Annotated in this window: 25 protein-coding genes and 1 tRNA gene; 2 read left to right on the forward strand and 24 right to left on the reverse strand. The window is 69.6% G+C overall.

The genetic code is table 11. From position 1 onward, the window contains the following. The first annotated feature begins 32 nt into the window (after positions 1-32). Positions 33-587 (forward strand): pyridoxamine 5'-phosphate oxidase family protein, encoded by a 555-nt coding sequence (locus ABD401_RS22780; RefSeq protein ID WP_344609097.1) that lies wholly within the window; start codon positions 33-35, stop codon positions 585-587. An 11-nt stretch (positions 588-598) separates the two neighbouring features. Here the strand turns inward: ABD401_RS22780 and ABD401_RS22785 are convergent. The 15 genes from ABD401_RS22785 to ABD401_RS22855 form a co-directional block, all read right to left on the reverse strand. Next, positions 599-687: transfer RNA gene (locus ABD401_RS22785), tRNA-Ser, on the reverse strand. 89 nt (positions 688-776) lie between these two features. Further along, complete coding sequence (locus tag ABD401_RS22790) at positions 777-1,472, reverse strand: ABC transporter ATP-binding protein (protein WP_344609099.1); 696 nt, start codon at positions 1,470-1,472, stop codon at positions 777-779. Then, positions 1,465-2,268: an ABC transporter ATP-binding protein gene (locus ABD401_RS22795; RefSeq protein WP_344609101.1), complete on the reverse strand. Its 804-nt coding sequence runs from the start codon at positions 2,266-2,268 to the stop codon at positions 1,465-1,467. The genes ABD401_RS22790 and ABD401_RS22795 overlap by 8 nt, the downstream gene beginning before the upstream one ends. Continuing rightward, a complete protein-coding gene (locus tag ABD401_RS22800; RefSeq protein WP_344609103.1) occupies positions 2,265-3,791 on the reverse strand; it encodes an ABC transporter substrate-binding protein in 1,527 nt (508 codons plus the stop codon). The genes ABD401_RS22795 and ABD401_RS22800 overlap by 4 nt, the downstream gene beginning before the upstream one ends. A 65-nt stretch (positions 3,792-3,856) precedes the next feature. Next, positions 3,857-5,863, reverse strand: coding sequence for a branched-chain amino acid ABC transporter permease (locus ABD401_RS22805; RefSeq protein ID WP_344609105.1), 2,007 nt, complete (start codon positions 5,861-5,863; stop codon positions 3,857-3,859). After that, positions 5,860-6,327, reverse strand: a complete 468-nt coding sequence (locus tag ABD401_RS22810) for a hypothetical protein (protein ID WP_344609107.1) — start codon at positions 6,325-6,327, stop codon at positions 5,860-5,862. The genes ABD401_RS22805 and ABD401_RS22810 overlap by 4 nt, the downstream gene beginning before the upstream one ends. Then, a complete protein-coding gene (locus ABD401_RS22815; RefSeq protein WP_344609109.1) occupies positions 6,327-6,680 on the reverse strand; it encodes a DUF2207 domain-containing protein in 354 nt (117 codons plus the stop codon). Before ABD401_RS22815 ends, ABD401_RS22810 begins: the two co-directional genes overlap by 1 nt. 5 nt (positions 6,681-6,685) lie before the next feature. After that, entirely contained in the window at positions 6,686-8,038 is a 1,353-nt protein-coding gene (locus tag ABD401_RS22820; protein WP_344609111.1) for a hypothetical protein, read from the reverse strand. A gap of 10 nt (positions 8,039-8,048) precedes the next feature. Beyond that, complete coding sequence (locus ABD401_RS22825; RefSeq protein ID WP_344609113.1) at positions 8,049-8,219, reverse strand: hypothetical protein; 171 nt, start codon at positions 8,217-8,219, stop codon at positions 8,049-8,051. After that, on the reverse strand, positions 8,216-9,400 hold the full coding sequence (locus ABD401_RS22830; RefSeq protein ID WP_344609115.1) for a Rieske 2Fe-2S domain-containing protein: 1,185 nt from the start codon (positions 9,398-9,400) through the stop codon (positions 8,216-8,218). The genes ABD401_RS22825 and ABD401_RS22830 overlap by 4 nt, the downstream gene beginning before the upstream one ends. Positions 9,401-9,576: 176 nt before the next feature. Then, positions 9,577-10,614, reverse strand: coding sequence for an alpha-ketoacid dehydrogenase subunit beta (locus ABD401_RS22835; RefSeq protein ID WP_344609117.1), 1,038 nt, complete (start codon positions 10,612-10,614; stop codon positions 9,577-9,579). A gap of 2 nt (positions 10,615-10,616) precedes the next feature. Further along, positions 10,617-11,615 carry a thiamine pyrophosphate-dependent dehydrogenase E1 component subunit alpha gene (locus tag ABD401_RS22840; protein ID WP_344609119.1) on the reverse strand — a complete coding sequence of 333 codons (999 nt, stop codon included), beginning with the start codon at positions 11,613-11,615 and terminating at the stop codon, positions 10,617-10,619. Positions 11,616-11,629: 14 nt separating this feature from the next. Continuing rightward, entirely contained in the window at positions 11,630-12,772 is a 1,143-nt protein-coding gene (locus tag ABD401_RS22845; protein WP_344609121.1) for an acyl-CoA dehydrogenase family protein, read from the reverse strand. Beyond that, positions 12,769-13,503: an SDR family oxidoreductase gene (locus ABD401_RS22850; RefSeq protein WP_344609123.1), complete on the reverse strand. Its 735-nt coding sequence runs from the start codon at positions 13,501-13,503 to the stop codon at positions 12,769-12,771. The genes ABD401_RS22845 and ABD401_RS22850 overlap by 4 nt, the downstream gene beginning before the upstream one ends. Next, the gene (locus tag ABD401_RS22855; protein ID WP_344609125.1) at positions 13,500-14,480 is read right to left on the reverse strand and encodes a Rieske 2Fe-2S domain-containing protein; all 981 of its coding nucleotides are present in this window, start codon (positions 14,478-14,480) and stop codon (positions 13,500-13,502) included. Before ABD401_RS22855 ends, ABD401_RS22850 begins: the two co-directional genes overlap by 4 nt. A 269-nt stretch (positions 14,481-14,749) precedes the next feature. Here ABD401_RS22855 and ABD401_RS22860 point away from each other — a divergent pair, with 269 nt between their 5' ends. Beyond that, positions 14,750-15,331 (forward strand): TetR/AcrR family transcriptional regulator, encoded by a 582-nt coding sequence (locus tag ABD401_RS22860; RefSeq protein ID WP_344609127.1) that lies wholly within the window; start codon positions 14,750-14,752, stop codon positions 15,329-15,331. A gap of 41 nt (positions 15,332-15,372) precedes the next feature. On the opposite strand, the gene ABD401_RS22865 is transcribed toward ABD401_RS22860, so the two are convergent. The 9 genes from ABD401_RS22865 to ABD401_RS22905 form a co-directional block, all read right to left on the reverse strand. Further along, on the reverse strand, positions 15,373-16,881 hold the full coding sequence (locus ABD401_RS22865; protein WP_344609129.1) for an aldehyde dehydrogenase family protein: 1,509 nt from the start codon (positions 16,879-16,881) through the stop codon (positions 15,373-15,375). A 4-nt stretch (positions 16,882-16,885) separates the two neighbouring features. Beyond that, positions 16,886-17,638 (reverse strand): enoyl-CoA hydratase/isomerase family protein, encoded by a 753-nt coding sequence (locus tag ABD401_RS22870; protein WP_344609131.1) that lies wholly within the window; start codon positions 17,636-17,638, stop codon positions 16,886-16,888. Between the two features lie 24 nt (positions 17,639-17,662). After that, positions 17,663-19,027 carry an aromatic ring-hydroxylating oxygenase subunit alpha gene (locus tag ABD401_RS22875; protein WP_344609132.1) on the reverse strand — a complete coding sequence of 455 codons (1,365 nt, stop codon included), beginning with the start codon at positions 19,025-19,027 and terminating at the stop codon, positions 17,663-17,665. Beyond that, complete coding sequence (locus tag ABD401_RS22880; RefSeq protein ID WP_344609134.1) at positions 19,024-20,628, reverse strand: AMP-binding protein; 1,605 nt, start codon at positions 20,626-20,628, stop codon at positions 19,024-19,026. The genes ABD401_RS22875 and ABD401_RS22880 overlap by 4 nt, the downstream gene beginning before the upstream one ends. A gap of 13 nt (positions 20,629-20,641) precedes the next feature. Next, complete coding sequence (locus tag ABD401_RS22885; RefSeq protein WP_344609136.1) at positions 20,642-22,243, reverse strand: class I adenylate-forming enzyme family protein; 1,602 nt, start codon at positions 22,241-22,243, stop codon at positions 20,642-20,644. Further along, positions 22,240-23,070 carry a mycofactocin-coupled SDR family oxidoreductase gene (locus ABD401_RS22890; protein WP_344609138.1) on the reverse strand — a complete coding sequence of 277 codons (831 nt, stop codon included), beginning with the start codon at positions 23,068-23,070 and terminating at the stop codon, positions 22,240-22,242. Before ABD401_RS22890 ends, ABD401_RS22885 begins: the two co-directional genes overlap by 4 nt. 85 nt (positions 23,071-23,155) lie before the next feature. Further along, entirely contained in the window at positions 23,156-24,115 is a 960-nt protein-coding gene (locus ABD401_RS22895) for a PDR/VanB family oxidoreductase (RefSeq protein WP_344609140.1), read from the reverse strand. Beyond that, positions 24,112-25,164 carry an acyl-CoA dehydrogenase family protein gene (locus ABD401_RS22900; RefSeq protein ID WP_344609142.1) on the reverse strand — a complete coding sequence of 351 codons (1,053 nt, stop codon included), beginning with the start codon at positions 25,162-25,164 and terminating at the stop codon, positions 24,112-24,114. The genes ABD401_RS22895 and ABD401_RS22900 overlap by 4 nt, the downstream gene beginning before the upstream one ends. Continuing rightward, entirely contained in the window at positions 25,157-26,308 is a 1,152-nt protein-coding gene (locus tag ABD401_RS22905) for an acyl-CoA dehydrogenase family protein (RefSeq protein WP_344609144.1), read from the reverse strand. The genes ABD401_RS22900 and ABD401_RS22905 overlap by 8 nt, the downstream gene beginning before the upstream one ends. Between the last annotated feature and the right edge of the window lie 33 nt (positions 26,309-26,341).

Consider the following 26,341-nt stretch of genomic DNA (forward strand, 5'->3'; position numbering starts at 1 on the left):
AGCGCCGGCGCCGCCCGCCGTACAGTGACGCCGTGGGGGCCGTCTTCGAGGAGATCGACGAGACCCTCGCGGCCTGGATCGCCGAGCAGCCGATGTTCTTCGTGGCGACGGCACCGTTGGCCGGCGATGGCCTGGTCAACGTCTCGCCGCGCGGACACGACACGTTCTCCGTCCTCGGCCCGCACCGCGTCGGCTGGGTGGACTACACCGGCAGCGGGGTCGAGACCGTCGCGCACCTGCGTGAGAACGGGCGCATCTGCGTCATGTTCTGCGCGTTCGGGGCGAGCCCCCGGGTGGTGCGCCTGCACGGCCGCGGGTCGGTCCACCTGCCCGGGACGCCGGAGTTCGACGAGGTCGCCGCGCAGCACCCGTCCCACCCCGGCACCCGCGCCGTGGTCACCGTCGACGTCCGGCGGATCAGCGACGCCTGCGGCTTCGGGGTCCCGGTGATGGACCTCCTCGCCGAGCGCAGCACGCTCCGGGTCCTCGCCGACCGCGCCGCCCCCGGCCAGATGGCCGAGTACCGGGCGAGGTCCAACGCCCGCAGCATCGACGGGCTCCCCGGGATGCCCGACGTCGCTCCCTGACGACACCAGCGCGGAGGGCCAGGGATTCGAACCCTGGAGGACGATCACTCGCCCTAGCGGTTTTCAAGACCGCCGCACTAGGCCACTATGCGAGCCCTCCTACCCGCGCCTTCCTCTGCACAGGTAGGGCACGGTCCGGCCGAGGACAGGCCTCGGCCTCGGCCAGTCTCCCACGCGCAGCCGCGCGGATCAGTGCCGTGCGCCCACGTACTGCTCCGCGAGCAGGTCCGTGTCGAGCTCGGACGGCTCACCGGCGAAAGCGACACGTCCGCGGTTCATGAGAAAGACGTAGTCCGCCACCTGTAGAGCGCGGCTCACGTACTGCTCCACGAGCAGCAGACTCGCGCCTGAGGACGCGAGCAGGGCGAGGAAGTCGAAGATCTCGTCGACGACCTTCGGGGCGAGCCCCATGCTCACCTCGTCGAGCAGGACGAACCGGGGGTTCTGCACGTAGGCCCGGGCGAGCGCGAGCATCTGTTGCTCGCCGCCACTCATGGTGCGCGCAACCTGCTCCATCCGTTCCCCCAGGCGCGGAAACGCGCTCACCGCACGCTCGAGCGCCTCGTCCTCCCGGCCCGGGACCGATTGCAGCACGAGATTGTCGCGCACCGTCAGGGTCGGGAAGATGCCGCGGCCCTCCGGAACATGGCAGACACCCCGCGCGACAAGCTGGTGCGGCGACCGGCCGGTGACGTCCTGGTCGTCGATCGTCATCCGGCCCGCCGTCGGCTTCAACAACCCGCTGGCGACGCGGAGCAGCGTGGTCTTGCCGGCACCGTTGGGTCCGAGCAGCGCAACGACGCTGGACGGCGGGACCTGCAGGTCCACCCCCCGCAGGACCGGGGTGCCGGCGTAACCGGCGTCAATGCCCCGTAGCTCAAGCATCCGCGGCCTCCAGCTCTTCGAGGTCGCCCTGGGTCCCGAGATACGCAGACCGGACGAGTTCGGAGTTCGCGACTTCGCTCGGGGTTCCCTCGAAGATGGGCTTCCCGAAGTCGAGCACGTGGATGTAGTCGCACGTGCTCATGACGAGGCTCATGTCGTGCTCGACGATGAGAATGCCGACGTTCCGGTCGGCGACGAGCGTCGTCAGGATCGAGCCGAACTCCTCGGTCTCACCGCCGTCCAGGCCGGAGCTCGGTTCGTCCAGCAGCATGATGGGAAACTCACCGGCGATACAACGGGCGAGCTCGACCAGCCGACGCTGACCCGTGCTCAGATCCGCCGGCCGCTGGGCGGCGAAGGCGGTGATTCCGCACATCTCCATGGCCGAGTCCGCGAGCCGGCGCAGCTGTTCGGCCTGCGCCCGTCGGCCGAAGAAGTGGGCGAACGGGTTGCGTCCCGCCATCCCTGCTTCCTTGCCGAGCGACACGTTCTCCCGGACCGTCAGGGTGTCGAACAGCTCCATGCGCTGATAGGTGCGCCCGAGACCCTTGAGGGCACGCGCCTGCGGCGGGAGCTTGGTGATGTCCTCGCCGAACAGGTACACCCGCCCGGAGGTGGGCCGGACCACGCCGGTGCACGCGTTGAACGTCGTGGTCTTACCGGCACCGTTCGGCCCGATCAGGCCCGTGATGCGGCCGCGCGGAGCGGTCAGCGTCTGACCGTCCACGGCGGTCAGACCGCCGAAGCGGACCACCACCTTGTCGACCCGGAGACCGTCGACGTCCACGGTGCTCATGAGTTGCACACCGGCTTGTTCCCGGTCGGCGACGTGACCCCGTCCTTGCCGATGCGCAGCGCGGAGTAGCAGTTCACGAACGGGGCAACTTTGCCGCGGGTGAACGTCATCGGCGGGATCAGTCCACCGAGCGTCTCGTTCTTCAGGCTGTAGACGCCGTCGAGGATGATGGCGGTCGTGATCGTGCCCGACCTGATCGCGAGTGGCAGGTTCTCGATCGCGCGGGCGAAGTACAGGGCGTCCACCCAGCCGTACATCATGGGCTGGTCCTGGGCGACCTTGCCGGTGTACTTCTTGAAGGCCGCATGGAACTCGTCGAGTGCCGGGGTGCCGGTGCCGACGTAGGGCGCGTGCGGAGCACCGACGTAGAGCGATGCAGCACGAACATTGGGGTCGGCCACAACGCTCGGCGCGATCGTAATACTGACCGACACCAGCGGGGGGGCGTAGCCGATGTTCTTACAGTTACGGGCCGCCCGCTGCACCGACGAGGCGTCGACCGACAGGAACAACACCTCGACACCGGCCGCCTTCGCTCCCTGGCACGCCGAGGTAAAGTCGGTCTGGGTTAGCGAGACCGCTTGCTTGAAGGCCACCGTTCCCTTGGCGAAATCCGCCATCTCCTCGAAATGATCATTGATCGTGCCGCAGGCCGACGCCTCCACGCAGTACAGCAACCCGAACTTGCTGAGGCCGGTCGCCTTCGCCACCGTCGCCATGGGACCACCGAAAACGGGCACCCCACTCCCGCCGATCGGGAACACATTGGGGTCCGTGTACCACTCGGGCGCCACCTGGTCGCCGCCGATGATGGGGACACCAAGTCGCCGCGCTTCAGCGGCGGCGGCCGCCATCACGATCTCCTCATTGAGGCCAACCAGTGCGACGGCCTTCTTGTTCTTCACCAGGTCGTTGATGTTCGCCGCGGCCTTGGACGGGTCCGAGCCGTCGTCCTTCTGATGCAGGATCACCGGGTGGCAGGCGATGCCGCCTCGGTCATTGAGGTACTTGACACCGACCGCGAGCCCGACGCGGATGTTGCCCGTCGACTGGCCGACCAGTCCGCTGAACGCACCGGTCTGACCGATGACGATCGGCGACAGCGACTTCGTGCACTTCCCGCTCGTGGTGGTCGCCGCCCTGTTGGGGTCCTTCGCACCCGTACCGGGCTTCTGCCCGGTGGCCGTCCCGGTGCCGGTCGTCCCGGTCCCGGTCGCCGCAGCCGTTCCGGTTCCGGTCGCCGGCCCGGTCGCCGTCCCCGGCGTGGTGGCGTCCGTCGTCGTCGGCACGGCGCCACCGGCGCCACCCGTCCCGGTGGCCCCGAGGTCACCGACGGCACCGGTGCCGAGGTCCGAGGCACCGGTGCCGGTGCCGGTGACGCCCTCGATCGTCGCCCCCTGGGACGCGGCGTTCACGACCTCGGAGTCCGAGACGCGAATCCCGCACCCGGCGAGAAGGCCTACGGCGGCGGCGAACACGACCGCCTTCTTCAACCGGGGCGCGAGGAACTGATGGGACGTCATATAGAGCCTCCGACGTACTGCGGTGCTGCTGAAAAGGGATAGCGCGGTCGTTGGGTGGGCCGTTGCTACTTGCGCGACAGCTGTTTCCTGGAGCGCCGGCCCGGACTGGGGGCGCCACGGCTCGCCGGACCCGAGCTGTTCGACGACCGAGGGGTCCGGGTCGTCACCGGGCCGCGCACCACCGGTGCGCAGACCTCCGCTCGGCCGCGGAGCACGGGGTCTTCGAGTCGCTCCGCGGCCTCGGCCGCCTCGCGACGGAAGAAGTTGTCGAGCCCGCCGGCGGAGGTCGCCGCCGCGACGAGAGCCGCGACCCCGAACAGCAACTGCAGGGCGAGGTACGCGTCAGGATCGTCGACGTACCCGGGCACGACGTACAGCAGGATCGGCGCGACGACGGCGATCGTCAGTGTCCGACGGCCGGAGATCGCCATGACGGCCAACACGATCAACGACTGAACGTAGTTGAAGCTCTCCTGGTTCACCGCGCCGAAGTTCGCCGCGTACGTGGCACCGCTGATGCCGGCCAGGAAGGTCGACACGCAGAAGACCGCCGTCCGCGTGATGTTGACGCTGAGCCCGAGGGTGGTCAGGCCGTCGGGCGAGTCGGCCATCGCCCGGAGCAGACGGCCCATGCGCGACCGTTCGAGGAGCAGCACCACGCCGAGCGCGGCGACCCCGATGGCCAGCAACAGGTAGTAGTAGCCGGTGTTGGACTCCAGGGCATCGATCGGCGGGCGGGCGGTGTCGAGACTGCCGAAGCCGAACATCCACGACTTGTTGTAGCCGTACTGCGCCAGCAGGATCCCGAAGCCGAGCGTCGCCAGGCCGAGATACAGGCCGGACAGCCGGATCGCCGGGATCGCGATCAGCGCACCCGCCGGCACCGCCATCAGACCGCCGAGCAGGACGGCGAATCCCCACGGGACACCGTTCGCCACCAGGTGACCGAACCCGACCGCTCCGATCGCCGCGAACCCGACGTGGCACAGCGAGATCTGCCCGGAGGTCCGGACCAGCAGGGCGAGGGAGAGGAAGAGGACGAACTGCGCCATCGCCGTGTTCCACAGCGGCAGGCGCGACCCCACCAGGTGCGGGACGAGCAGGGCGCCCACGGCCAGGGCGACGTAACCGGCCGCTCGCGTGCGCCCGGAGAAGGGGCTCACCGGCGGCGGCTTCAGCTTGACGTGCTGCCCGATCTCGACGAGCGAGCCACGCGGCATCACCAGCAGCGCGATGAACAGCACGAGGAACGGCACGTTGATGTCGAGGCCCTGCAAGTTCGGGTGCGCGCTGATCTGCTTGCTCAGCACCTGCTGAAGCAGACCGACGAACAAGCCGCCGACGAGACAGAGGGGCAGGCTGCGGAAACGCGCGAGGGCCGCGGCGCCGAACGACTGGATGACCAGCAGCGACAGGATGTTGACGTCGAGCTGGTTCTGGGTCGAGGCGAAGAGCACCCCGGAGGTCGCGGCGAAGATGCTGCCGATGATCCAGGCGGTCCGCCGGACCCGGGTCGGCGAGGTGCCCGCGAGGTCCAGCAGTCGCGGATCGTCGACCACGCCGCGCATCGCGGTGCCGATGCGCGTCGCACGGAAGAACACGAAGAGACCGACGGCGGCGGCGATCGCGAGGGTGAGGTCGAGGATCGCGTCCCATCCGACGGAGACGCCGCCGATGGAGAACACCTCGTCGCGTGGCAGGAACGGCTCGAAGTCGCGCGACTGCTCCCCGAAGATGAGACCGGCGGTGGCGCGGATCGCGAGGAGGATCCCGACCGTGCCGACGATCTTGTACGAGATGTGGACCGGAGCCAGCGCGACGGCGACCCGTTCCAACAGGACGCCGGCGACGACCCCGAAGACCAGAACGGCGAGGACTGCCGCGACCGGCCACGGGAGCCCGGCCTCCTGACGCACGCCGTAGAACACGAACGCCGCGGCGGCGCAGACGGCGCCGTGACCGAAGTTGAACAGGCCACTGGTCTTGTACGTGAGGACGAGCCCCATCGCCGAGAGGCCGTAGATCGAGCCGACGGTCAGACCGATGATCAGGTAAGGGGTCCACTCGCTCATCGGTTGCACGCTCCGCACAGCCTGAGTCCCCGCGCGGCCGCGTCGGCCGCGCTCACGACGCTCACCTGCTTGCCGCGCACCAGCAGGCAGGTGTCCCGGTGGAGTCGAGTCATGCTCGCCGTCGCCACGAAGACGACGTCGCTGTCACGGGCGCCGCTGACGACACGCGCACGCCGACGGGGATCGAGCGTCTCGACGCGCAGCACCTGCGAGGTCTCGCTCGATCCCGCGTGGACGGTGCGGACGCCGATCAGCAGCCAGTAGGCCATGACGACGCCCATCACCAGGACGCAGGTGATCGCTCCGACCAGCCACGGGACCTGGTCCTGGTACGCGGGCTCACCGCTGAGGAAGTACCAGCACACGCCGAGGCCGATCAGCCCCAGCGCCGCGAGCGCACCGAGGGTGCGCGTCTGCCGCTGCTGCCAGGGTTGCTCGTCGTCCCAGCGGACCGTCTCCGCCATCAGTGCTGCTTCGACAGCTCGACGGCGGCGTCCACCGAGGTCGACACCGCAGGGGCGGCGATGAAGCCGTTCTCCAGGCGCGGACTCTCGAACTCCTCACGCAGCATCAGACGCAGGCCACGCAGCTCACGCCATTCGTCACGCAGGTCCGCCGAGATCCAGATCGCGGCGGCGGCGCCGACGAGGCACACGCCCAGCAGGCCGCCCGAGACGATGTAGGGCAGTTGCTTGGAGACGTACGGCGTGCTGGAGACACCGATCCACCCGATGAGCAGGGAGATCAGGCCGACGATGAGAGCGCCGATGGCCAGCGAGCGGTCCCACTGCGTCCGCGCCCAGGTCAGTAGTGCCATTGCACTCAAGCTCCCATCTTGCGGACCGCGGCCGCGGCGACCGCGACGGCGGAGATGGCGACGAACAATAGGTAGAACAGGCTCAGGTCGTACTGGAAGGCGCGGGTGACGGCCGCCGGCTCGGCGCTCACGCCTCCGCCGGCGAAGTTCACCGTCGGGATCGTCCCCGCCGGCGTCGTCGTCAGGCCGGCACCGGCCAGCGCGGCGAGGTCGGCCGTGGCGACGTCCGTGCTGGGCAACGTCGCACCCGCCGCATCCGTCGAACCCGACGTGGAGTCGACGGTGTCGATCGCCGCGTCGGCGTCGCCGCGGAACATGTCGACCGCCGCGATGGACCGACCGAAGACCACCGTCATCTCGGTGGGGCCGTTGTAGTACTGGTTCGCCGGCGGTGCCGCCATCGTGTAGGAGAACGCCACGGTGGGCGCCACGATGCCGGTGGCGAAGTTCTGCGCGCCCTGGAACGTCATCGTGATGCCCTGCGCTTTGAGCGCGTCGACCACGGGCTTGTGCGGCAGCGCGTACGTGGTCGACGCACCGTTCGGCCCCTCGGCCGGCATCGTGACGACGAACGTCCCGTTGACGAACCCGAGCTCGGGCTCGTGCAGCGTGGTGCCGCCCATCGGGAGGGGCATCGGCGGGAAGGTGAGCGGCGGCAGCTGCGGGGCGCCGGGGATCGGGACCGGGATCGGCGCCGACGTCGGCGTCGTCGGCGGGATCGGGATGGACAGACCCGGCACGGAGATCCGCGAGATCGACAGGTGGGACGTCCGGGTGAGCTCGCCGTTGGACGAGTCACCGATGACGGTCGCCTCGGAGCGCACGCCGGTGACCTGGAAGTAGTCGAGCACGGTCGCGCCGGTCATGGTCCGGGCGTCGGACCGCACGCTGTTGTCGGCCAGGCGCTCGACGGTCGCGGTCGCGTTCGACCCGTAGCCGTCGGTGCCGACGACGCCGCGACCCCGGGCCAGCGACGAACCGCTCTCGGCCCGCAGCGAGACACCCGGGAGGTCCTGGCTCTTCGGGGTGTCGCCGGCCTGCGTCGCCACGTACATCGGGTACTGCGGCGTGGGGAAGCCGGCGAGGGCACCGGCGGTACCGGGCAGGCCCGTCGCCGTGTCGCCCGGGTACGGGAAGGACGCGTAGGCGTCGGAGTCCCCGAGGCTCGCGAGGTGCGCGTGCCCGACCGGCCCGGCTCCCTGCGGGATGATCCCGAGGGGCACGGACTCGTTGGAGAACGTGATGTCGACGCCGTAGGCGTCGGCGAACGCGTCGAAGGTGACGTCGGACGCCGCGGCCTGCGTGGTCGCCAGCAGCGGCGCGACCACGAGCAGAGCCGCCGCACCCGATACGGCCACCTTGGTCCGCCTACGCACGGCGACCCAGATCCCGCGCCGGACGCAGCCGCGAGCGACGCCACGCGGTCCACGTGTTGATGCCTTCGCGATTGGCCAGTGCCCGCAGACTGGTGGGGCCGTAGCGACGGCGGGCGTACACCGGCACCGCCACCGCGAGAGCCACGAGCAAAGGTCGCTTCACGCGTCCTCCTCCATCACCTTCGGGGTCCCGTTCGAATCGGCCCGGTGAGTCGTGTCCGGGGCGTTCTCCCGACCACGGACCCGGATCCCCGCCCGCAGCCCGTTGCTGCGGATGTTGTCGCCTTCCAGCTGGTACTGACTCTCGATGCGGCTGTCCCACAACCGGCGGAAGCGGATGAGCCCGCGGTCTTCCTTCGAGTAGGGCGGGTTCTCGGGTTCGCGGCGGTGCATCATCAGGCCCGCGTCCTGGATCGCCGTGGACCAGTTGCCGAGGCCCGCGACGAAACCGGTGAGCTTCTCGATCGGCTTACCGACGACCGGGACCTTCACCTTCGGCACGAGAGTGATGTCCATGACGTAGTGCGTGTCCGCGTCGACCGGAAGCCAGCAGGCGATGATCGTGCCGAGGATCCGCGGCCGGCCGGCGAACCGCACGAGATGGATGCTCCCGCCCCAGCACGTCGACATGACGTTGTCCGAGACCGGCGTCAGCAGGTTCACGACCTCGCGGCGGACGAAGCGGCGGGCGATGTTCTCGGCACCGAGCCAGGGGCGCCGCTCGTGGATCGCGTTCTCCATCTCCATGGTGGTCGCGGTCTCGGCGTGGATGATCGTGTCGCCCCATGCGCCGGTGTCGTGCGCGATCGCGAAGTGCATGCCGTCGCAGAGGTTCTCGCCGAACCACTTTGCCGGGAACGGAAGGAACCACCGGTGATGGTGGAAGGTGACGTCGTCCGGCGTCGCGCCGATCTTGCTGAGGAACGACAGGAAGTCCGGGAAATCGATGTCCGGCTCACCCGCCCCGTTCCAGAGGAACAGCGCGCCGTGCTTCTCCACGACCCGGTAGCTCGGCAGGCAGGCGTTCTTGCGCGGCGCGTCCGGCCCGGGCTGGCTGTGGACCCGGCCCTCCGCGTCGAACTGCCACCCGTGGAAGCCGCAGCGCAGCGTGTTGTCGACCACGCTGCCCCCGTAGCCGAAGTGGGCACCGAGGTGCGGGCAGTGGCCCGCCTGGCAGTGAACGACGCCGTTCCCGTCACGCCACAGAACGAGGTCGCGTTCCAGCACCCTCAGCGGTACGACCTGGTTCTTCTTGACGTCGCAGGAGAATGCGATCATCCACCAGGACTTCGGGTACGCCGGATTGACCGCGGCGTAGGCCGGGCCCGCGGCGGGCGCGGGCACGTCCCGTGAGACAGCCGTGGTCCGGGCGGTCGAGACTCCAGCCGGTACGCCGGTGGCGTCAGCTGGTCGCGCTGGCGTCGCGTCGATACTCATGCACGTCCTGTCCGCTACAAATTGATAGCTTACTTTATTTAGCCGCAGGGCCACTGTCAAGAAAAAATGTGCCCGTGGTCACACTACGGCGGCCGGGGTCCGGCACCCACCGCCGCAGCGATCTCGGCCACGACTCGGGCCGTCGTGGGCACGCTGACCAACGACTCGGCGAACGGCACGGGCGTGTCGGTTCCGCCCAGCCGCAGCACGGGTCCGTCGAGGCCGCCGAACAGCTCGCTGGAGATCACCGCGGCGATCTCGGCGCCGGGGCCGGCCGTGGTGGTCGCCGAGTGCACGACCGCGGCCCGCCGGGTCCGCGCAACCGAGGCCAACACGGTCTCCGAGTCCCACGGGGACAACGTCCGCAGGTCGATGACCTCGATCTCGACACCCTGCTCGGCGAGCTTCTCCGCCGCCTTCAGCACGGTCCGGACCTGCGCGCCGTAGGTGATCGCAGTCAGGTCCCGGCCCTCGCGTCGCACCGCCGCCCGGCCCAGGGGAATGCGGTAGTCCGCGAGCTCGACCTCCTCCTTGGGCGAGAACAGGAGGTTCGAGTGCTCGACGAACAGGCAGGGGTCCGGATCGAAGATGCAGGACAGCAGCAGGCCCTTGGCGTCGCTCGGGGTCGAGGGCATCACGACCTTCAGCCCCGGCACGTGCATGAACCACGCCTCGAGCTCCTGGGCGTGCTGCGCACCGAAGCGCGAACTGCCGACCGTGGTCCGCACCGTGAGCGGAACCGGCGTCGCTCCCCCGGTCATGTAGCGCAACTTCGCCGCGTGATTGACCAGCTGATCCATGGCCACGGTCACGAAGTCGAAGAACATGATCTCCGCAACGGGCCGGTACCCGCCCAGAGCCGCCCCGATGGACGCTCCGACGATCGCCTGCTCGGCGATCGGCGTGGTGCGCACCCGGTGGGCGCCGTGCTTGGTGGACAGGCCGTTCGTCACCTTGAAGACACCACCCGCGGGGTCGGCGATGTCCTCGCCCAGCAGGATGACCTTCTCGTCGAGTCCCAACGCGATGTCCAGGGCGTTGCGCAGCGCCGCGGCCGTGTTCATCGCCTTGCTCGTGGGCTGGCTCGTGGGCTGGCCGGCCGGTGCTTCCGTCTGGCTCATCGTCACACCCCTGCAGTCATCGCGAACACGTCGGTGAACATCTCGGCCGGCTCCGGTGGCGGACTGCTCTTCGCGAACTCGAACGCACCGTTCACGAGCGCGGCGGCTCGCTCGTCGATCTCCTGCGCAGCTGCCTCGTCGACCTCGCCCCGCTCCAGCAGCCAGGCGCGGAAGCTCGGCGCCGGGTCGCGGGCGAGGGCGGCGTCGAAATCGGTGGCGGGCATGTAGGAGTAGTCGGTGGCTCCGGTGTGCCCGGACAGCCGGTAGGTCCGGCACTCGACGAAGGCGGGGCCCCCGCCGGCGCGGACGGCGTCGACCGCGCTCCGCAACGTGTTCCAGGTCGCCACCGGGTCGAAGCCGTCGACGCTGTAGGCCGTCACCCCGTATCCCCCGGCCCGGCCCGCGAAGTCCGGGTTGGCGGCGTACTCCGCGACCGGCGTGTGCTCGGCCCACCCGTTGTTCTGGCAGAGGAAGACGACCGGGAGCCGCCAGAGCGCCGCGAGGTTCATCGCCTCGTGGAAGGCACCGATCGACGTGGCACCGTCGCCGAAGGTCACCAGCGTCACGCGGTCGATGCCGTCGAGCTGGGAGGCGAGGCCGAGCCCGGTCGCGATCGGAAGGCCCGAACCGACGATTCCGGTCGTCATCATGAATCCGACCTCGAGGTCCTGCAGGTGCATGGGGCCGCCCTTGCCCTTCGACGTCCCCGTGATGCGCCCGTAGGCCTCCGCGACGATGGCGTCCAGGGACGCTCCCTTGGCCACCGCGTCGCCGAGATTGCGGTAGGTCGAGACCAGGTAGTCGGTCCGGCGCAGGACCACTCCCATCGCGGCGCACACGGCCTCGAGCCCGCGCACCGGGTAGAAGGTCGCGTTCAGCCCGCCGGCCCGGACCTCCTCCCGCAGCCGGTCGTCGGCCAAGGTGATGGTCTTCATCGTCAGGTACATCTCGCGCAGCTGCGCGGAACTGGGCGTCTCCGCCCCGTCGACACTGGTGCTCATCCCTATCCCTTGCACTAGAGACCCAGCCGCTGCGCGGCCAGCTCGCGATGATGGGCCGGATCCCCGAAGAGCACGCGTGAGGTCTGCGCGCGCTTGAAGTACAGGTGTGCGGGGTGTTCCCAGGTGAATCCGATGCCGCCGTGGACCTGGATGTTCTCCGCGACCACCCAGGCGAAGGCGTCGGAGCAGTAGGCCTTCGCGATGCTCGCCGCGAGGGGGCCGTCCTGCGCGCCGTCAGCGAGCGCCCACATCGCGTAGTAGGCCAGGGACCGCGCGGACTCCACCTGAACCAGCATGTCGGCGCAGCGGTGCTTGATGGCCTGGAAGGTTCCGATGGGACGGCCGAACTGCTCCCGCGTGCACGCGTACTCCCTGGCCATCTCCATGGCCCGTGACGCTCCACCGACCTGTTCGGCGGCCAGGGCGACGGCCACGCAGTCGAGCATGTGCTCGACCGCGGGTCCTGCGGCGCCGTCCTCGCCCACCAGTTCCGCGGGGACGTCGGCCAACTCCAGACCGGCCTGTCGCCGCGTCAGGTCGATGGTGCTCATCTCCCGACGGGCCAGGCCGGGGGCGTCGCCAGGCACGGCGAACACGCTCGGCCCGTCGCCGGTCCGGGCGACCACGAGCACCAGATCGGCGAGAGCTCCGTCGAGCACGAACATCTTGCGTCCGTCGAGGCGCCAGCCGGAGCCGGTGGAGCGGGCGGTCAGCGTCACGCTGCCGGCGCCCCACTGGGCGCTGTCCTCCGCGATCGCCACCGCCACCAGCAACGAGCCGTCCGCGATGCCCGGCAGGTACTTGGTCATCGCCGTCCGGTCCCCGAGGGCCAGCAGCAGGTTCGCCGCCATCGCGACCGACGAGAAGTAGGGCCCGCAGAACAACGCTCGGCCCATCTCCTCGAAGACGATGCCGGTCTCGACCGCTCCTCCCCCGGCGCCGCCGAACTCCTCGGGGATGGCGAGCGACGTCAGGCCGAGCTGGACGCTGAGCCTCTTCCAGACCTGCGGGTCGTACCCCTCCGAGGTCTCCATGGCGCGCCGCACCGCGGATTCCGACGAGTGGTGCTCGAGGAACTGACGCACCGTCGACCGGAGATCCTGCTGTTCCTGGGTGAACGCAAGGTCCGTCTTGGTGGGTGACGGGGTGACGGTCATCGGAGGAAGTAACCCCCGTCCAGCGTGAGCACCTGGCCGGTCATCCACGAGGCCCGCTCGCTGGTGACCCAGTCGACCGCGTTCGCGATGTCCTCCGGCCGGCCGATGCGCCCGAGCGGAGTGCGCCGGGCCAGGGCCTCGATCTCCTTCTCCGGCACCAGCGACCGCATCAGCGGGGTGTCGACGAGACCCCCGGACACGGCGTTGACCGTGGTCCCCTTCTTCGCGAGCTCCGAGGCCAGGTAGACGACCAGGCTCTCCAGCGCCGCCTTCGACGGCCCGATGGCGCCGTAGCCCTCGACGTACCGGTGCGACCACGGTGACGTCAGGGCGACCAGACGTCCGTTGTCGCGACCGCGCTCGGCCATTTCCTGACCCAGCCAGAGCAGAGGGGCCGTGTTCGTGGCGAGCACGTCGGCCCACGTCTCCTCGCTCACCCGCAGGGGACTCTGCAGCTTCGCGGCGACCGCGGCGAACACGACGATGTCGATGCCACCGGCGGCCGTGACGACCTCGTCGACGAGTGCTGCCACCCCCGCACGGGTCCGCACGTCGGAGGGGAGAACCGTGACGTCGAGACCTTGTTCCTTCATCTCGAGCGCGAAGGCCTGCGCGGCAGCGTGGTCACTCAGGTAGCTGGCGAAGACCGGACCGTGCGCGGCGAGCACCCGCGTGGTTGCCGCACCGATGCCCTTGATGCCGCCGACGACGAGAGAGACGCGTTGCGTCACGACGCCTCTCCCACCGGGTAGAACTGCGCCGCCCACTTGCGCAGCGCCCGGAACGCCGGGGCCTCCTCGGGGGCCATCGGGGCATTCGCGCGGTAGCGCATGTTCTCCCAGATCGGGATGTCGTTGTTGAGCTGGTCGTGCTGGAGCTCGATCAGGGCGTTCATGCGGTCGGTCATCGTTCCCGGGGACGCCGGGTCCTGCCGGACCCAGACCGAACCACGCAGGGCACTGCGCTGCCCCAGCAGCGGCGTCGTCGCCTGGATCTCCAGGTGGGTGAGCTCGCCGTCGACGCTGAAGGCACCGAGCATCAGGCCCAGACCGAAGGCCCACATGTCGAGCTGGGCGGGCTTGCGCCCGTCGAAGCGCTGCGAACAGCGGAAGATGTGGCCGTCCGCGCCGTAGTCGATGATGACGCTGCCGTGCGCCGCGGCGTGCACGAACTGGAAGTGCGCCGAGTCCACGATGTTCTCGACGACCAGCTGCGGGTGCAGGCGAACCGACGGCCAGAGGTGCACCCCCGCCGGGAAGAGCGGGAAGTAGTCGCTGGAGTCGAACTCCTTCACCCAGTGGTCGATCGGCAGCGGCTCCCAGGCCGGTTCGCCGCCGGCGGCGTCGTGCCAGACGACGATCAGACCGTCGATCTCCCGGACCGGCCAGCTCTTCAGGGTCAGGTTCGGCATCACCTTGGTGCTGTAGGGGATGCAGGCGTTGCGGCCCTCGGCGTCGAACTCCCAGCCGTGGAACGGGCAGGCCAGGCGGTCCCCCCGCATCACCCCGCCGACGCCGAGGTGCGCACCGAGGTGCGGGCAGTAGGCGTCGTACACCCGCAGGTCGCCGGCCTCGCCGCGGCAGGCGACCAACTGGTGCCCGAAGGCTTCGGCTGCGAGTACGCCGTTCGGTCCGACCTCCTCGGACCACGCGAGCTGGAACCACCCGGTGGGTTCGCACGCGTAGGGCCAGCCTTCGCGCCGATCCATCTCCTCGGACGGTCGAAGTTGGTGGTTCGGCGGCGTGGTGGGAATCAACGTCACTACTGACCTCGTCTCTGGGCGCGGTGAGGCCGCATCCGAATAATTAACTACGCGCTCAGTATTGTCAACCAGGTGGCTCTTTCCCTGCCTGTTGCGAAGCCGATGGTGGGTAGCATGACCGAATGGCCAGGACCCCTCGCGCTCCACGGAAAGTGACCAGGAACGGATCTCCGGGCTCGGTCCCCTTGGGACGTCCCCCCGCCGGGGACTCCGCCGTGACGCGGGCTCGGATTCTGAAGGTTGCACGGACCGAGTTCGGCCAGAACGGGTACAGCGGCACCACGACGAAGGCGATCGCCGAGGGCGCGGACCTCACCATCGGCGCGCTGTACTACTACTTCCCGACCAAGCACGATCTGTTCCTGACGGTCTATAAGGACGTCTTCGAGAACGTGACCGAGAAGTTCGAGACCGCGACCGACGGCGTTGACGGCCTGGCCGCGAAGATCTGCGCGATCATGGACGTGGTCGTCCAGATGAACGTCGACGACCCGTCCCTGGCGACCTTCGCGTCTGTGGCTCCGATCGAGATCCACCGGCACGAAGGGCTGGCGGCACAGACTCGCCGGGAGAGCCGCGCGCTGCATCGTCTGTTCGAGAAGATGATCGCGAGCGCGCCGGAGGAGCTCGCGCCGGACACGACGCCCGAAGATGTCGTGACCCTGCTGATGGCGATGATGGCGGGTCTGTCGCAGATGGGCGCGACCGCCAGCCGAGCCACCCACCGGCAGGCGGCCGACGCCTTCAAGAAGCTGCTGCACGGGCACCTGCTGGAAGGGACCGGAGTCCGCTCGTAGCGTTCGCGCACCTGAACTCTAAGGCCGCTCACGCGCCGGGCTCAGGGAGCCACGAGCGCCCACAGGTGCTCGTTCTTGGACGGCGTCAGGTCGAGGTAGACGACCTTCTCCTCCAGGTACGCCTTGAAGCCACTCTCGCCGTTCTCCCGGCCGGAGCCACTCATCTTCATGCCGCCGAAGGGCGTCTGCGGGGAGAGCATGTTGTGGTCGTTGATCCACACCGTGCCCGCCCGGACGCGCCCCGCCACGTCCAGCGCCCGGCGCCGGTCGTTGCACCACACCGAGGCCGCCAGACCGAACTGCGTGTCGTTGGCGACCTGCACCGCCTCGGCGTCGTCGGCAACCTTCAGGATCGAGACGACCGGTCCGAAGATCTCCTCGCGGGAGATGCGCATCCGGGGTGTCGCCCCGACGAACACGGTTGGCTTCACGTAGAAGCCGTTCTCGAGCCCGGACGGACGGCCCCCCGGCAGCACGGCGACCGCACCCTCCTCCGTCCCGAGTTGGACGTAGCCCTCGATGCGGTCGCGGGCCGCCGCGGACACCACCGGACCGAGGTCCGTCGCGAAGTCGTCCGTGGGCCCGACCACGAGCTTGTCCGCCCGGGCGGCGAAACGCTCGACGAACTCGTCGTGCACGCGCGCGTTCACCAGGACCCGGGAGGCGCAGGTACACATCTGACCCGACAGGAACAGGGTGGACCAGATCACGCCGTCGACCGCCGATTCGATGTCGACATCGTCCAGGACGAGCGCCGGGCTCTTCCCACCGAGCTCGAGAGTCAGCCGCTTGAGGTTGCCGGACGCGAGCTGGGCGATCCGCTGACCGGTCGCGGTGCCACCGGTGAACGTCACCATGTCGACGTGGTCACTGGACACCAGCGCCTCGCCGACGGTCCCGCCGCCGGTGACGACGTTGAGCACCCCCGGGGGAATGTCCGCCTCGGCGAACGCCCGGGCCAGCTCCATCGCCGTGGACGGCGCCAGTTCCGACGGCTTCAGCACGACGGTGTTGCCGGCCAGGAGCGCCGGCCAGACCTTCCACATCGCCAGGATCAGCGGTCCGTTCCAGGGAGTGATGGCACCCACTACCCCGAGCGGTTCGTAGCTGATCGTCGTGGAACCGAACGGTCCGCCGGGGACCGGCCCGGTCGTCACCGGCTGACCGGAGGTGAACGAGAACTTCGTCGCGAGGTCCGCGATCCCCATCGCGAAGCCCAGCGCACCCGGCACCATGAACGAGGTCGCCTGACGGATCGTCGCTCCGTTGTCCTGGTACTCGATGGCGGAGAGCTCCGGGACTCGTCCGCCCAGGATCTCCAGCACCCGACCCAGCCGTTGTGCCCGCTCGGCAACCGGCATCGAGGGCCAGGGCCCGGCGTCGAAGGCGCGCCGCGCCGCGGCCACCGCGGCCTCGAGATCAGCGACCGTCCCGTCGACGAAGGAGGCCACCTCCGCGCCGGTCGCGGGATTCACGCTGGCGAAGCGACGGGACGCGGTGCCGTCGACGAACTCGCCGCCGACGAAGAGCTGATAGTCGCGCGTCGGCATGTGCCTACTCCTTGGGTACGACGCCGTTGGTTCGCCAGTGGTACGAGCGATGCGCCGTCTCCTCCGACGTGAAGTAGGGCGCGAAGTCCCAGACATTCGGTGTCGGTCGCATCGTGTGGAGCGTGCGCTTCCACACGGTCCGGCTCGCTCGGTCGGTACGCTGGATCGCCGCGACCACTGCGGCCACCTCGGTGTCGAGGTCCGCCTCGTCGACGCAACGCGCGATCAGTCCGATGCGCTCGGCCTCGACCCCGTCGATCTCCTTCGCCGTGTACATCAGGTCGGCGGCCCGCTCCCGGCCGACCTTGGAGGTCAGACGCAACGGGATGAACGGATCCGGCCGGCCACGCAGCAGTTCCGGACACCGGAAGCGTGCCGTGCGGGCCGCGACCGTGATGTCCGCACACAGCGACAGCAGGAGTCCACCGGCGTGCGCCGGTCCCTGAACTCGGGCGACGACGAGCTTGGAGATCCCCTCGAGGGACTCGGTCAGGTCGATGCCGCTGGCGAGCATGGTCCAGGCCTGCTCCACCGTCATCGTGCTCGGCCCGTGCTCGCGCAGGTCGCCGCCGGAGGAGAAGGCCGGGCCCTCACCGCTCAACACGATGACGTCGATGTCCGGGTCGGCATCGAGGTTCTTCAACCCCGCGCAGAGGTGCTCCCGCATGGACGTCGAGAGCGAGTTGGCCTTGTCGGGGCGTGACATCACCAGGTGTCCGACCGACCCGTCCTGCCAGACCTTGACCGGATCACTCATCGTGCGCCCCCTGTTGTCGTGAACTCATGACCCCACATAGCGGTCCAACATTCCTGCGAAGTGCCGAATGCGGCTCTCCTGGTACGAGGCGAGTGCCAGTGACGGCTTGACGGAGGCCAACAGTCCCCGCTGCACCGGTCCGAGGTTCGCCATGTCCTGGTCGAAGATCAGGGCCAGGCGTCCGAGCTCCGGGAGTGAGCTGAACGGTTCGTCCCGATCCAGGTGGATCGGAGCCGGGGGCCGCGGCCGCGGCCGGCCCTCCGGGACCGGTTGCATCAACCAGATGTCCATGATCGCGTGGGCCGGATCGTCCCCGTCGGGCCGGAACCGGTACATGATCGGCGACAGACCGGCCCAGGGAACGAAGTTCGGGAAGACGAAGTACTGGATGGCGTCGATGGCCTCGGAGATCGAGCTCGGGACCTCGGTTCCCGCCGCCCGGTTGTAGTCCGACTTGACGACCGCGGCCAGCCGGTCGCGCGCGGTCTCCCCCGGTTCCAGCGGACGGCGTCGGCTGCCGCTGAGCAACGAGTCGATGATCGCCTGGTCGTCCAGCGGCGGCCCGAGATGCGGGCTCGAGACCGCCTGCGGGCTGATCATCCGGTTGAACTTCGCGTCGGGCGGATAGGTGTCGTACTGCGTGTTGACGTCGTCGACCGACATGAGCAACTGCGGGTGCGTGGCGACCACGTGGTACGACTCGATGAACGCCTCGAGGCCGACCTTCCAGTTGCACGTCAGGCGCTTGACGATGTGCATCCCGATGGTGCGATTCGCCTGGGGCCAGGCGCTCCAGTGCTGGATGAAGTTCCCGAGGAACTCCTCGAGCGGTTCGGTCTCCGGGTCCATGCAGACGAAGACCCAGCCGTCCCAGCAGGCCACCCGGACCTCGGGCAACCTGAGGTCGACCCCTTCCAGGTGCTGGAAGTCCCAGGAACTCGGGATGTCGATGAGCTTCCCGTCGAGATCCCAGGTGAAGCCGTGGAACGGGCACCGCAGCTCGGCGATGCAGCCGGGTCCCTCGCGGAGCAGTCGACCGCGATGCAGGCACGAGTTGTGGAAGGCGCGGATGGTGCCGTCCTGGGTGCGGACGATGACCAGCGACGTGTTCACGATCTCGTAGACGAGGCTGTCACCGGGCTCCGGGATCTCCTCCTCCCGGCACGCGACCTGCCAGACCCGCTTCCACATGCGCTCGACCTCGCGGTCGTGCCACTCCTTCGACACGTACCGGTCCACGTCGATCGGTCGGTCGACGTTCTCGGCGAAGGAGGTCTCACGCAGGACGGGCGGCACCGGATCACGCTCCTTGTCCAGCAGCTGCTGGACACGTTGCTGCGCGATCTCGGGAGAACCCATCACGGGGGGCCGTCCCGGGCGCTCGATCATCGGGTCACCGTGAAGCCGGCGGCCTGTGCGTCCCAGGTCGTCGGGGTGACACCACGTTCGCGCAGCAGGTGCTTCTGCACCCGCTCCGTCGGGGTACGGGGCAGCTCGTCGAGGAACTCGATGTACCGGGGGACGACGAAGTAGGGCAGGTTCTGGTCGCAGTACTTCGCGAGCTCGAGGTGATCGATCTCGGCACCCTCGGCGAGGACGACACAGAGCTTGACCTCGTCCTCGGAGTCCTCGGCCGGCACGGGATGGACCGCCGCCATGGCGACCGCGGGGTGCCGGCAGACCACCTGCTCCACCTCCATCGAGGAGATGTTCTCGCCGCGGCGGCGCATGTAGTCGGCCTTGCGGTCGACGAAGAACAGCTCACCGTCGGCGTCGAGCCGACCGAGGTCACCGGTGTGCAACCAGTAGTTGCGCATCGTGGCGAGCGTGGCCTCGGGCTGGTGGTAGTAGCCGCTGAAGACCGCGTCCGGAGCGGTCGGGCGCACCACGATCTCCCCCACCGTGTCCGGGGGCTGAACGACGTCGTCGTCGTCGACGATGGCGACCTCGAGGTTGACCTGCGCCCAGCCGGAGGACCCGTCCTTCGCCGGTCGGTTGACGTTGCCGATCGTCATGGGCATCGCCTCGGTGCTCCCGTACGCGGAGAACATCGCCTGGATGCCGAAGCGCTGCTTCATCCGGTCGGCCAGGCCGGGAGGCAGGGGCACCGCGGTCCACACGCGGCCCGGGTTGTCGGCGTCGTCGGGCAGTTCCGGCTGGGCCACGATCCACATGTGCATCGCGCTGAGGGTGAACAGCTGGGTGGCGCCGTAGCGCCGGACGCTCGACCAGTAGTCACCGACGGAGAACCGTGACTCCATCCCGACCGGCAGGCCGTAGATGAGCGAGGGGTACAGGTTCAACAGCCAGGCACCCGAGTGGAACATCGGCGTGCAGAGGTGGAAGACGTCGTCCGCGCGGATGTCACGTCCGGCGGCCATCGCGATGGCCGCGTTGCACCAGTAGGCGTTGGACTGCATGACCCCCTTCGAGCGCCCCGTGGTGCCGGAGGTGAAGGAGATCGAGAGCAGATCCGTGTGCCGCCCGGCCGCCGGTGGGCGCGGGCCGCCCAGCGCGGCCACCTCGGCCGCGCTCCGGACGTCGACCGCGGTGTCGAACGCGTCGACGTCACCGTGGACGACGACCTGCTTCACGCCGGGGACGTCGCGCAGCACCGCACTGATCGTCTCGCCGTACCGGTCGTCCGCGATCAGCATGACCGGCGCGCAGTCCTCCAGCATCCGCCGGAGGAACTCCCCGCGGTACGCGGTGTTGATCGACACCTGAACCGCGCCGAGGTGCGCCAACGCGAGCGCGGTGAAGACGTAGGCGTCGGAGTTGTCCATCATCAGGGCGACGATGTCGCCCTGACGCAGCCCGAGCGCAGCCAGACCCGTGGCCTGGGCGATGACCTCCGCCTCGCCCTGGGCAAAGGTGTAGGACCGGTCGCCGAACATGAGCCAGGTGGCGTCGCCGTTGTGTTCCGCTTGCGCGGGCAACAGCGCGTTGATCATCCGGTCGCGGGGGCGGGAGAAAGTGATCTGATGCATGAGGTCGCGTTTCCTAACCGGCCGAGGGCCAGGTGCGCAGGAGCTCGGACTTGAGGACCTTGCCGCCGGCATTGGTCGGCAAGGGCTCGTTTCGGATCCACCACGCGCTCGGGACCTCGAACGAGGACAACTGGGCGCGGGCGAAGTCACGCAGGTCGTCGACGGACACGTCGGCTCCGTCGGCCGGCACCACCGCCGCCGCGACCTGCTCGCCGAGGTCCGGGTGGGGCAGGCCCACGACGGCGACCTCGGCGACGGCGGGATGGCGGAGCAGACCGGCCTCCACGTGCGGGGCGGCGATGTTCTCGCCGGCGCGGATGACGACGTCCTTCGACCGGCCGACGAGTTCGAGGTGCCCGTCGCGCAGCCGGCCGCGGTCGCCGGTCCGGAGCCAACCGTCCGGATCGACCAGGGCCGTGTGCGACCCGTCCCAGTAGCCGGTCATGTTGGCCGGTGAGCGGACCTCGATCTCCCCGACGCCCTCCGCGTCGGCGTCGACGATCCGCACCTCGACCACCGGCAGCGGGGCGCCGGACGACCAGGGGCGCTCGGCGAGGGCCGGCCCGGAGCACCGGGTCACGGCGCCCCCGGTCTCGCTCAGGCCGTACATGGTGGAGACGTTGCGCTTCACGTTCGGGAACGCCGCTCGCACCCGCTCGACGAGCGCGGGCGGTACAGCCATTCCCCCCATGGTCGCCGCGCGGATCGAGGAGAAGTCGTAGTTGCCGAAGTCCGGGTGGTTGACCAGACGGCCCATCACCGTGGGCACGGCGGCGAAGAAGGTGAGCCGCTCGGCCGCCATCAGCTCCAGGGTCGCCTTGGCGTCGAACGGACCCGGTGGCGGGAAGACGAGCCTTCCCCCGGTGACGAGTGCGATCACCACCGACTGCAGACCCGAGAGGTGGAAGAACGGCACCCCCAGCATGCTGATCTGGATCGGTCGCTCGGGCCCGATGGTCTGCGGCAGTGATCCGGTGTCGTGGAGCAGGTTGTGAACGTTGGCGATGACCGCACGGTGGGAGAGGACCACACCACGCGGCCGACCGGTGGTCCCCGAGGTGAAGATGACGGTGGCCGGGTCGTCCTCGTCGCCGGTCTCGTCCCAGTCACGCGGTGCCTCGCCCTCGGCGGGGCACAGCTCCTCCAGCAGGAAGGTCGGCACCGCGGCCGGGACGCTGCCGCGGCGCTTGCCGTCCGTCACGACCAGACGAGGCGTCAGTTCGTCGATCGCGGTGGCCACGTCCGCCTCGCTCCACCAGCTGTTGCCGAGAACGGGAAGCGCGCCGACGCACTGCGCCGCCCACCACAGGACGATCGTCTCGACGTGGTTGCCGGACAGCAGGAAGACCCGGTCGCCCACGCCGACGCCGTGGCGACGCAGTTCCCGACACGCCCGGTCGACGAGCAGGCCGTGCTCGGCGAACGACACCCGGCGTTCGCCCTGCACCAGGAACTCGCGGTCGCCCCAGAACTCGGAGTCGGCGAGGAGCTCACTCAGCCGGTGCTTGCGCGGCTCCCAGACCAGGTACTCCGGGTGGCGGCCGGTGCGCCGGCGGACCTCGGTCCCCCAGGCGGGCGGCGCCGCCACCGGCGCGTCGGTCTCCAACGCGCTCAACGCGCCGTGAACCCCGCGTCGACGGGAAGCGTGACGCCGGTGACGTACCGGGCCTCGTCGGACACGAGCCACGCGATCGCGTTGGACACGTCCACGGCTTCGAGCATCTCGACCGGGAGCAGGTTCTGCAGGTTGCCCACCATGTCCGGGTTCTCCCCGATCCACTCCCCGAACGCCGCGTTGGCGACCATCGGGGTGTTGCACCCCGTCGGGTGCACGGTGTTCGCCCGGATCCGGTACTGGGCGAGCGCGTTCGCGTAACTGCGCATCAGCCCCACCACACCGTGCTTGGCCGCGGTGTAGCCGAGCAGACCCGGGGTGGCGGTCGCCGGCGTCTTGCTCATCGCCTTCAGCCCCGCGGTCGAGGAGGTGATGACGATGCTGCCGCCGTCACCCTGGGCGATGAGGGTCGGAACGGCGACCTCGATCGTGTAGTACACGCCGGTGAGCATGACGTCGATGGCGTCGATCCAGGCGCTGCGCTCGCGGCCGACCGCTCCGGTGACCGGCATGATGCCGGCATTGGCGAGGACGATGTCGACGCGCCCGAGTTGGGCCACGCCGGCGTCCAGGGCGGCCTGCAGAGCGTCGAAGTCACGGACGTCGGCCTGCTGCGCGACGATGCGGCGGTCGAGGTCCTCGACGAGCTTGACGGTCTGTTCGAGGTCCTCCGGCGTCGCCATCGGGTACTCGACGCTGTCGAGCTGCCCGCAGAGATCGACCGCGATGATGTCGGCGCCCTCCTCGGCCAGTCGCAGGGCGTGAGACCGTCCCTGGCCGCGTGCAGCACCGGTGATGAAGGCCACCTTGCCGTCGAGCTTGCCCACTCCGCACCTCGTCCTCAGATTTGAGTGATTACTTAGTTTATTCTGCGGCCGCTGGGCTGACAACCCCGCCCGACCCGCGCGCGATCTACAGGTCGAGAGTCAGCCGGGGGGTCAGGGCACGGCTCACGCAGATCATCATCGAGGATCCGTCCGCACGCTCCTCCGGTGTCAGGAGCGTGTCGCGGTGATCCGGTGTACCGGCCAGCACGGCGGTCTCGCAGGTCCCGCAGTAACCCTCTTCGCACGAGAACGGGAGCTCGGGGTCGATCTCGCGCAGCACCTCTAGCACCGAGCGCGCCGGCGGAATCTCGACAACCACTCCGCGGCGGTTCAGCACGACCTCGAAGGCCTCGTTCGCCGTCGGGTCGTCCTGACGTGCTCCGGCCCCGGCGCCGGAGAACCGCTCCACCCGAAGGGCACCGGGTTCCAGCAGATGGGCACACCGGGCCTCCACGGCGGCCAGCAACGCCTCCGGACCGCAGCAGTACACGAGGTCACCCGACCCGGCCTTCTCCAGGAACGCGTCCAGCGGCAGCAACCCGAACTCGTCCTCCGGCACGACGTCGACGGGCCCGTCGAGCTTGTCCAGGAAGGCCATCGAGCTCCGGCTGCGTCCGCCGTAGAGCAGCTCCCAGTCGCCACCGGCCGCGGCGAGCTGACGAACCATCGGGAGCAGCGGCGTGATGCCGATCCCGCCGGCGATGAACAGGTGCCGACGAGCGGCTTCCAGCGGGAAGTGGTTGCGTGGCACGCTGACCGCCAGCTCGTCACCGACCGCGCAGCGTTCGTGGACCTCCACGGAGCCACCGCGCGAGTCCGGTGCGCGCAGGACGGCGATGCGGTAGGCCTGCCGATCCTGCGGATCACCGCAGAGCGAGTACTGACGGATCAGTCCGGACGGCAGCCGGATGTCGATGTGGGCCCCGGGCGTCCAGGGCGCCAACGGGGCCGAATCCACTGCGTGCAGCGTCAGACCGACCACGCCCTGGGCCAGTTCGACGCGTTCGGCGACCACGACCTGCTGGTAGTCCGGCGCCACGGTCATCGACCTCCTGGCGTTCCGGCGACGACCGGATAGAGGTGGTCCGCCCCGGCGGCGTGCAACGACCACCCGAGCCGGCTCGACCACTCGCGGGCACGGCCGTACTCCTGCCGCCACGACCACAGTCGTCGCGTCAGGTGCTGGAGGTGGTGTTCGTACGTCATACCGATGGCTCCGTGGGTCTGGTGCGCGGCGGCGGTGGCGACGCCCGCGGCTCGATCGGCGAGGACCTTGGCCGCACCGATCTCGAAGGTCCCGGAACCGCGTTCGAGCGCCCGTGCCGCGGCGCCGGTGGCCATGGCGACCAGCGCCGCCTGCTGCGCGACCACGACGAGGTGGGCCTGCACCGCCTGGAAGCTCGACAGCGCGCGGCCGAACTGGCGCCGCTCCTGGGCGTGAGAAGACGTCAGCCGGCCGATCGCGTCGAGCGCGCCGGACATCATCGCGGCCCGCGTCAGTGCACCGCGGGCTCGCAGGTCTGCGGGCCGCGCGCCGACCGGTGCCGGCACGAGGTCCAGCGGCCCCACGCGATCCAGCCGCAGGGTGTCGCGGGGCTCTCCGGCCAGGTTCGCCCGGTGCTCGACGTCGCACGCCGCAGCGTCGACCCGCACGACCCACCAGCTGTCACGGTCCTCGACGAGGGCGACGACGTGGCCCGCCCGCCGGGCCCACGGCACGCGGTGCCAGTCGCCACTCAGAGCGCCGCCCTCGAGACGAACCGTGTCCTCCGGCCGCCCGGGCACGACCGTCGTCAGGCCGGGCCCCAGCACGAGGCGGGCGGACGACAGCAGCCATCCGGCCAGCACACTCTCCGCCAGCGGAACCGGCGCCGCGTACCGGCCGACCACACCGAGCACCGCGATCGCGTCGGCGAACTCCCCACCGACACCACCGCTCTGTTCGTCGATCCCGAGGCGCGACAGACCCATCTCCTCGACCGCGTCCCAGATCGGGCCGGCCCAGCCGTCCTGCTCAGCCCCGGCGAGGGCCTCGGCGGTGCAGAGGTCGGCGAGCAGGTCGTCGACCGTGGACAGCAGCAACGGGTCAGCCACGGCAGAGCCCCTTGGCCACGACGGTGCGCAGGATCTCGATCGTGCCGCCGCGCAGCGTGAAGATCGGCGCGGCCAGCACCGCACGGCCGAGCAGACGCTCGAAGTCGACGTCTGAGGTCAGGTCCGGCTCGACGTCGACGAGCTCCTGGATCCGCCCGAGCAGCTCCTGTTCGAACCGGGTCGCCATCTCCTTGACCATCGAGGACTCGACGACCGGCAGCCGGCCGGCGTCGAGCGCGCGCGCCATCGACAGGGAGAGCAGGCGCAATGCCCACATCCGCGCCGTCATCTCACCGATGACGCTCAGGGCCTCGGGGTCCGGATCGCCGCTCTGCGCGCGCAGGAACGCCTCAAGGACGAGGTAGGTGGAGAGCCATCGCTCGGGCCCGGACCGTTCGTAGGCGAGTTCCGACGTGACCTGGGCCCATCCCTCCCCGACCACGCCGAGCACCTGATCCGGACCGATCCAGACGTCGACGAGGCTCACCTCGCAGAAGTCGGACTCGCCCGTGAGCAACTGGATCGGGCTGACCCGTACCCCGGGCGCGCGCAGGTCGACGAGAACCTGGCTGAGGCCGGCATGACGATCGGCCTCGGCGCTGGTGCGGACGAGAGCGATCATCCAGTCGCTGTACTGGGCGCCGCTGGTCCACACCTTGGTGCCGTTCAGCAGCCACCCCGACCGGTGGGGCACGGCCCGCGTCGTCACCGACGCCAGGTCGCTGCCGGAGTCCGGTTCGCTCATCCCGACGCAGAAGGCGAGTTCGCCCGCGCAGATGCCCGGGAGGAAGCGCCGTTTCTGGTCCTCGGTCCCGTACTTGGCGATGACCATCCCGCTCTGCCGGTCCGCGAACCAGTGGTGCGCAACGGGTGCCCCGGCGCGCAACAGTTCCTCGACGACGACGAAGCGCTCCACCATCGATCGACCACCGCCGCCGTAGGCGACCGGCAGCCCCATCCCGAGCCAGCCTCGGGCCCCGAGCAGCTTCGAGAACTCCCGGTCGGCCGCGGCTCCCATGCCGAGCCCGGGTGTGCCCTGCCAGCGGTGCGCCTGCTCCGCCACGAACGCCCGTACCGTCCGCTGCAGTTCCTGCTCCTGCTCCGTGAGCTCGGTCAGCTCGAAGTCGTAGGCCGGGCCACGCATGGTTAGATACTAATGACTTAATTAGTTCCGGAC

The organism is Sporichthya brevicatena (assembly GCF_039525035.1).
In the GTDB taxonomy this organism is placed as follows: Bacteria; Actinomycetota; Actinomycetes; order Sporichthyales; family Sporichthyaceae; genus Sporichthya; species Sporichthya brevicatena.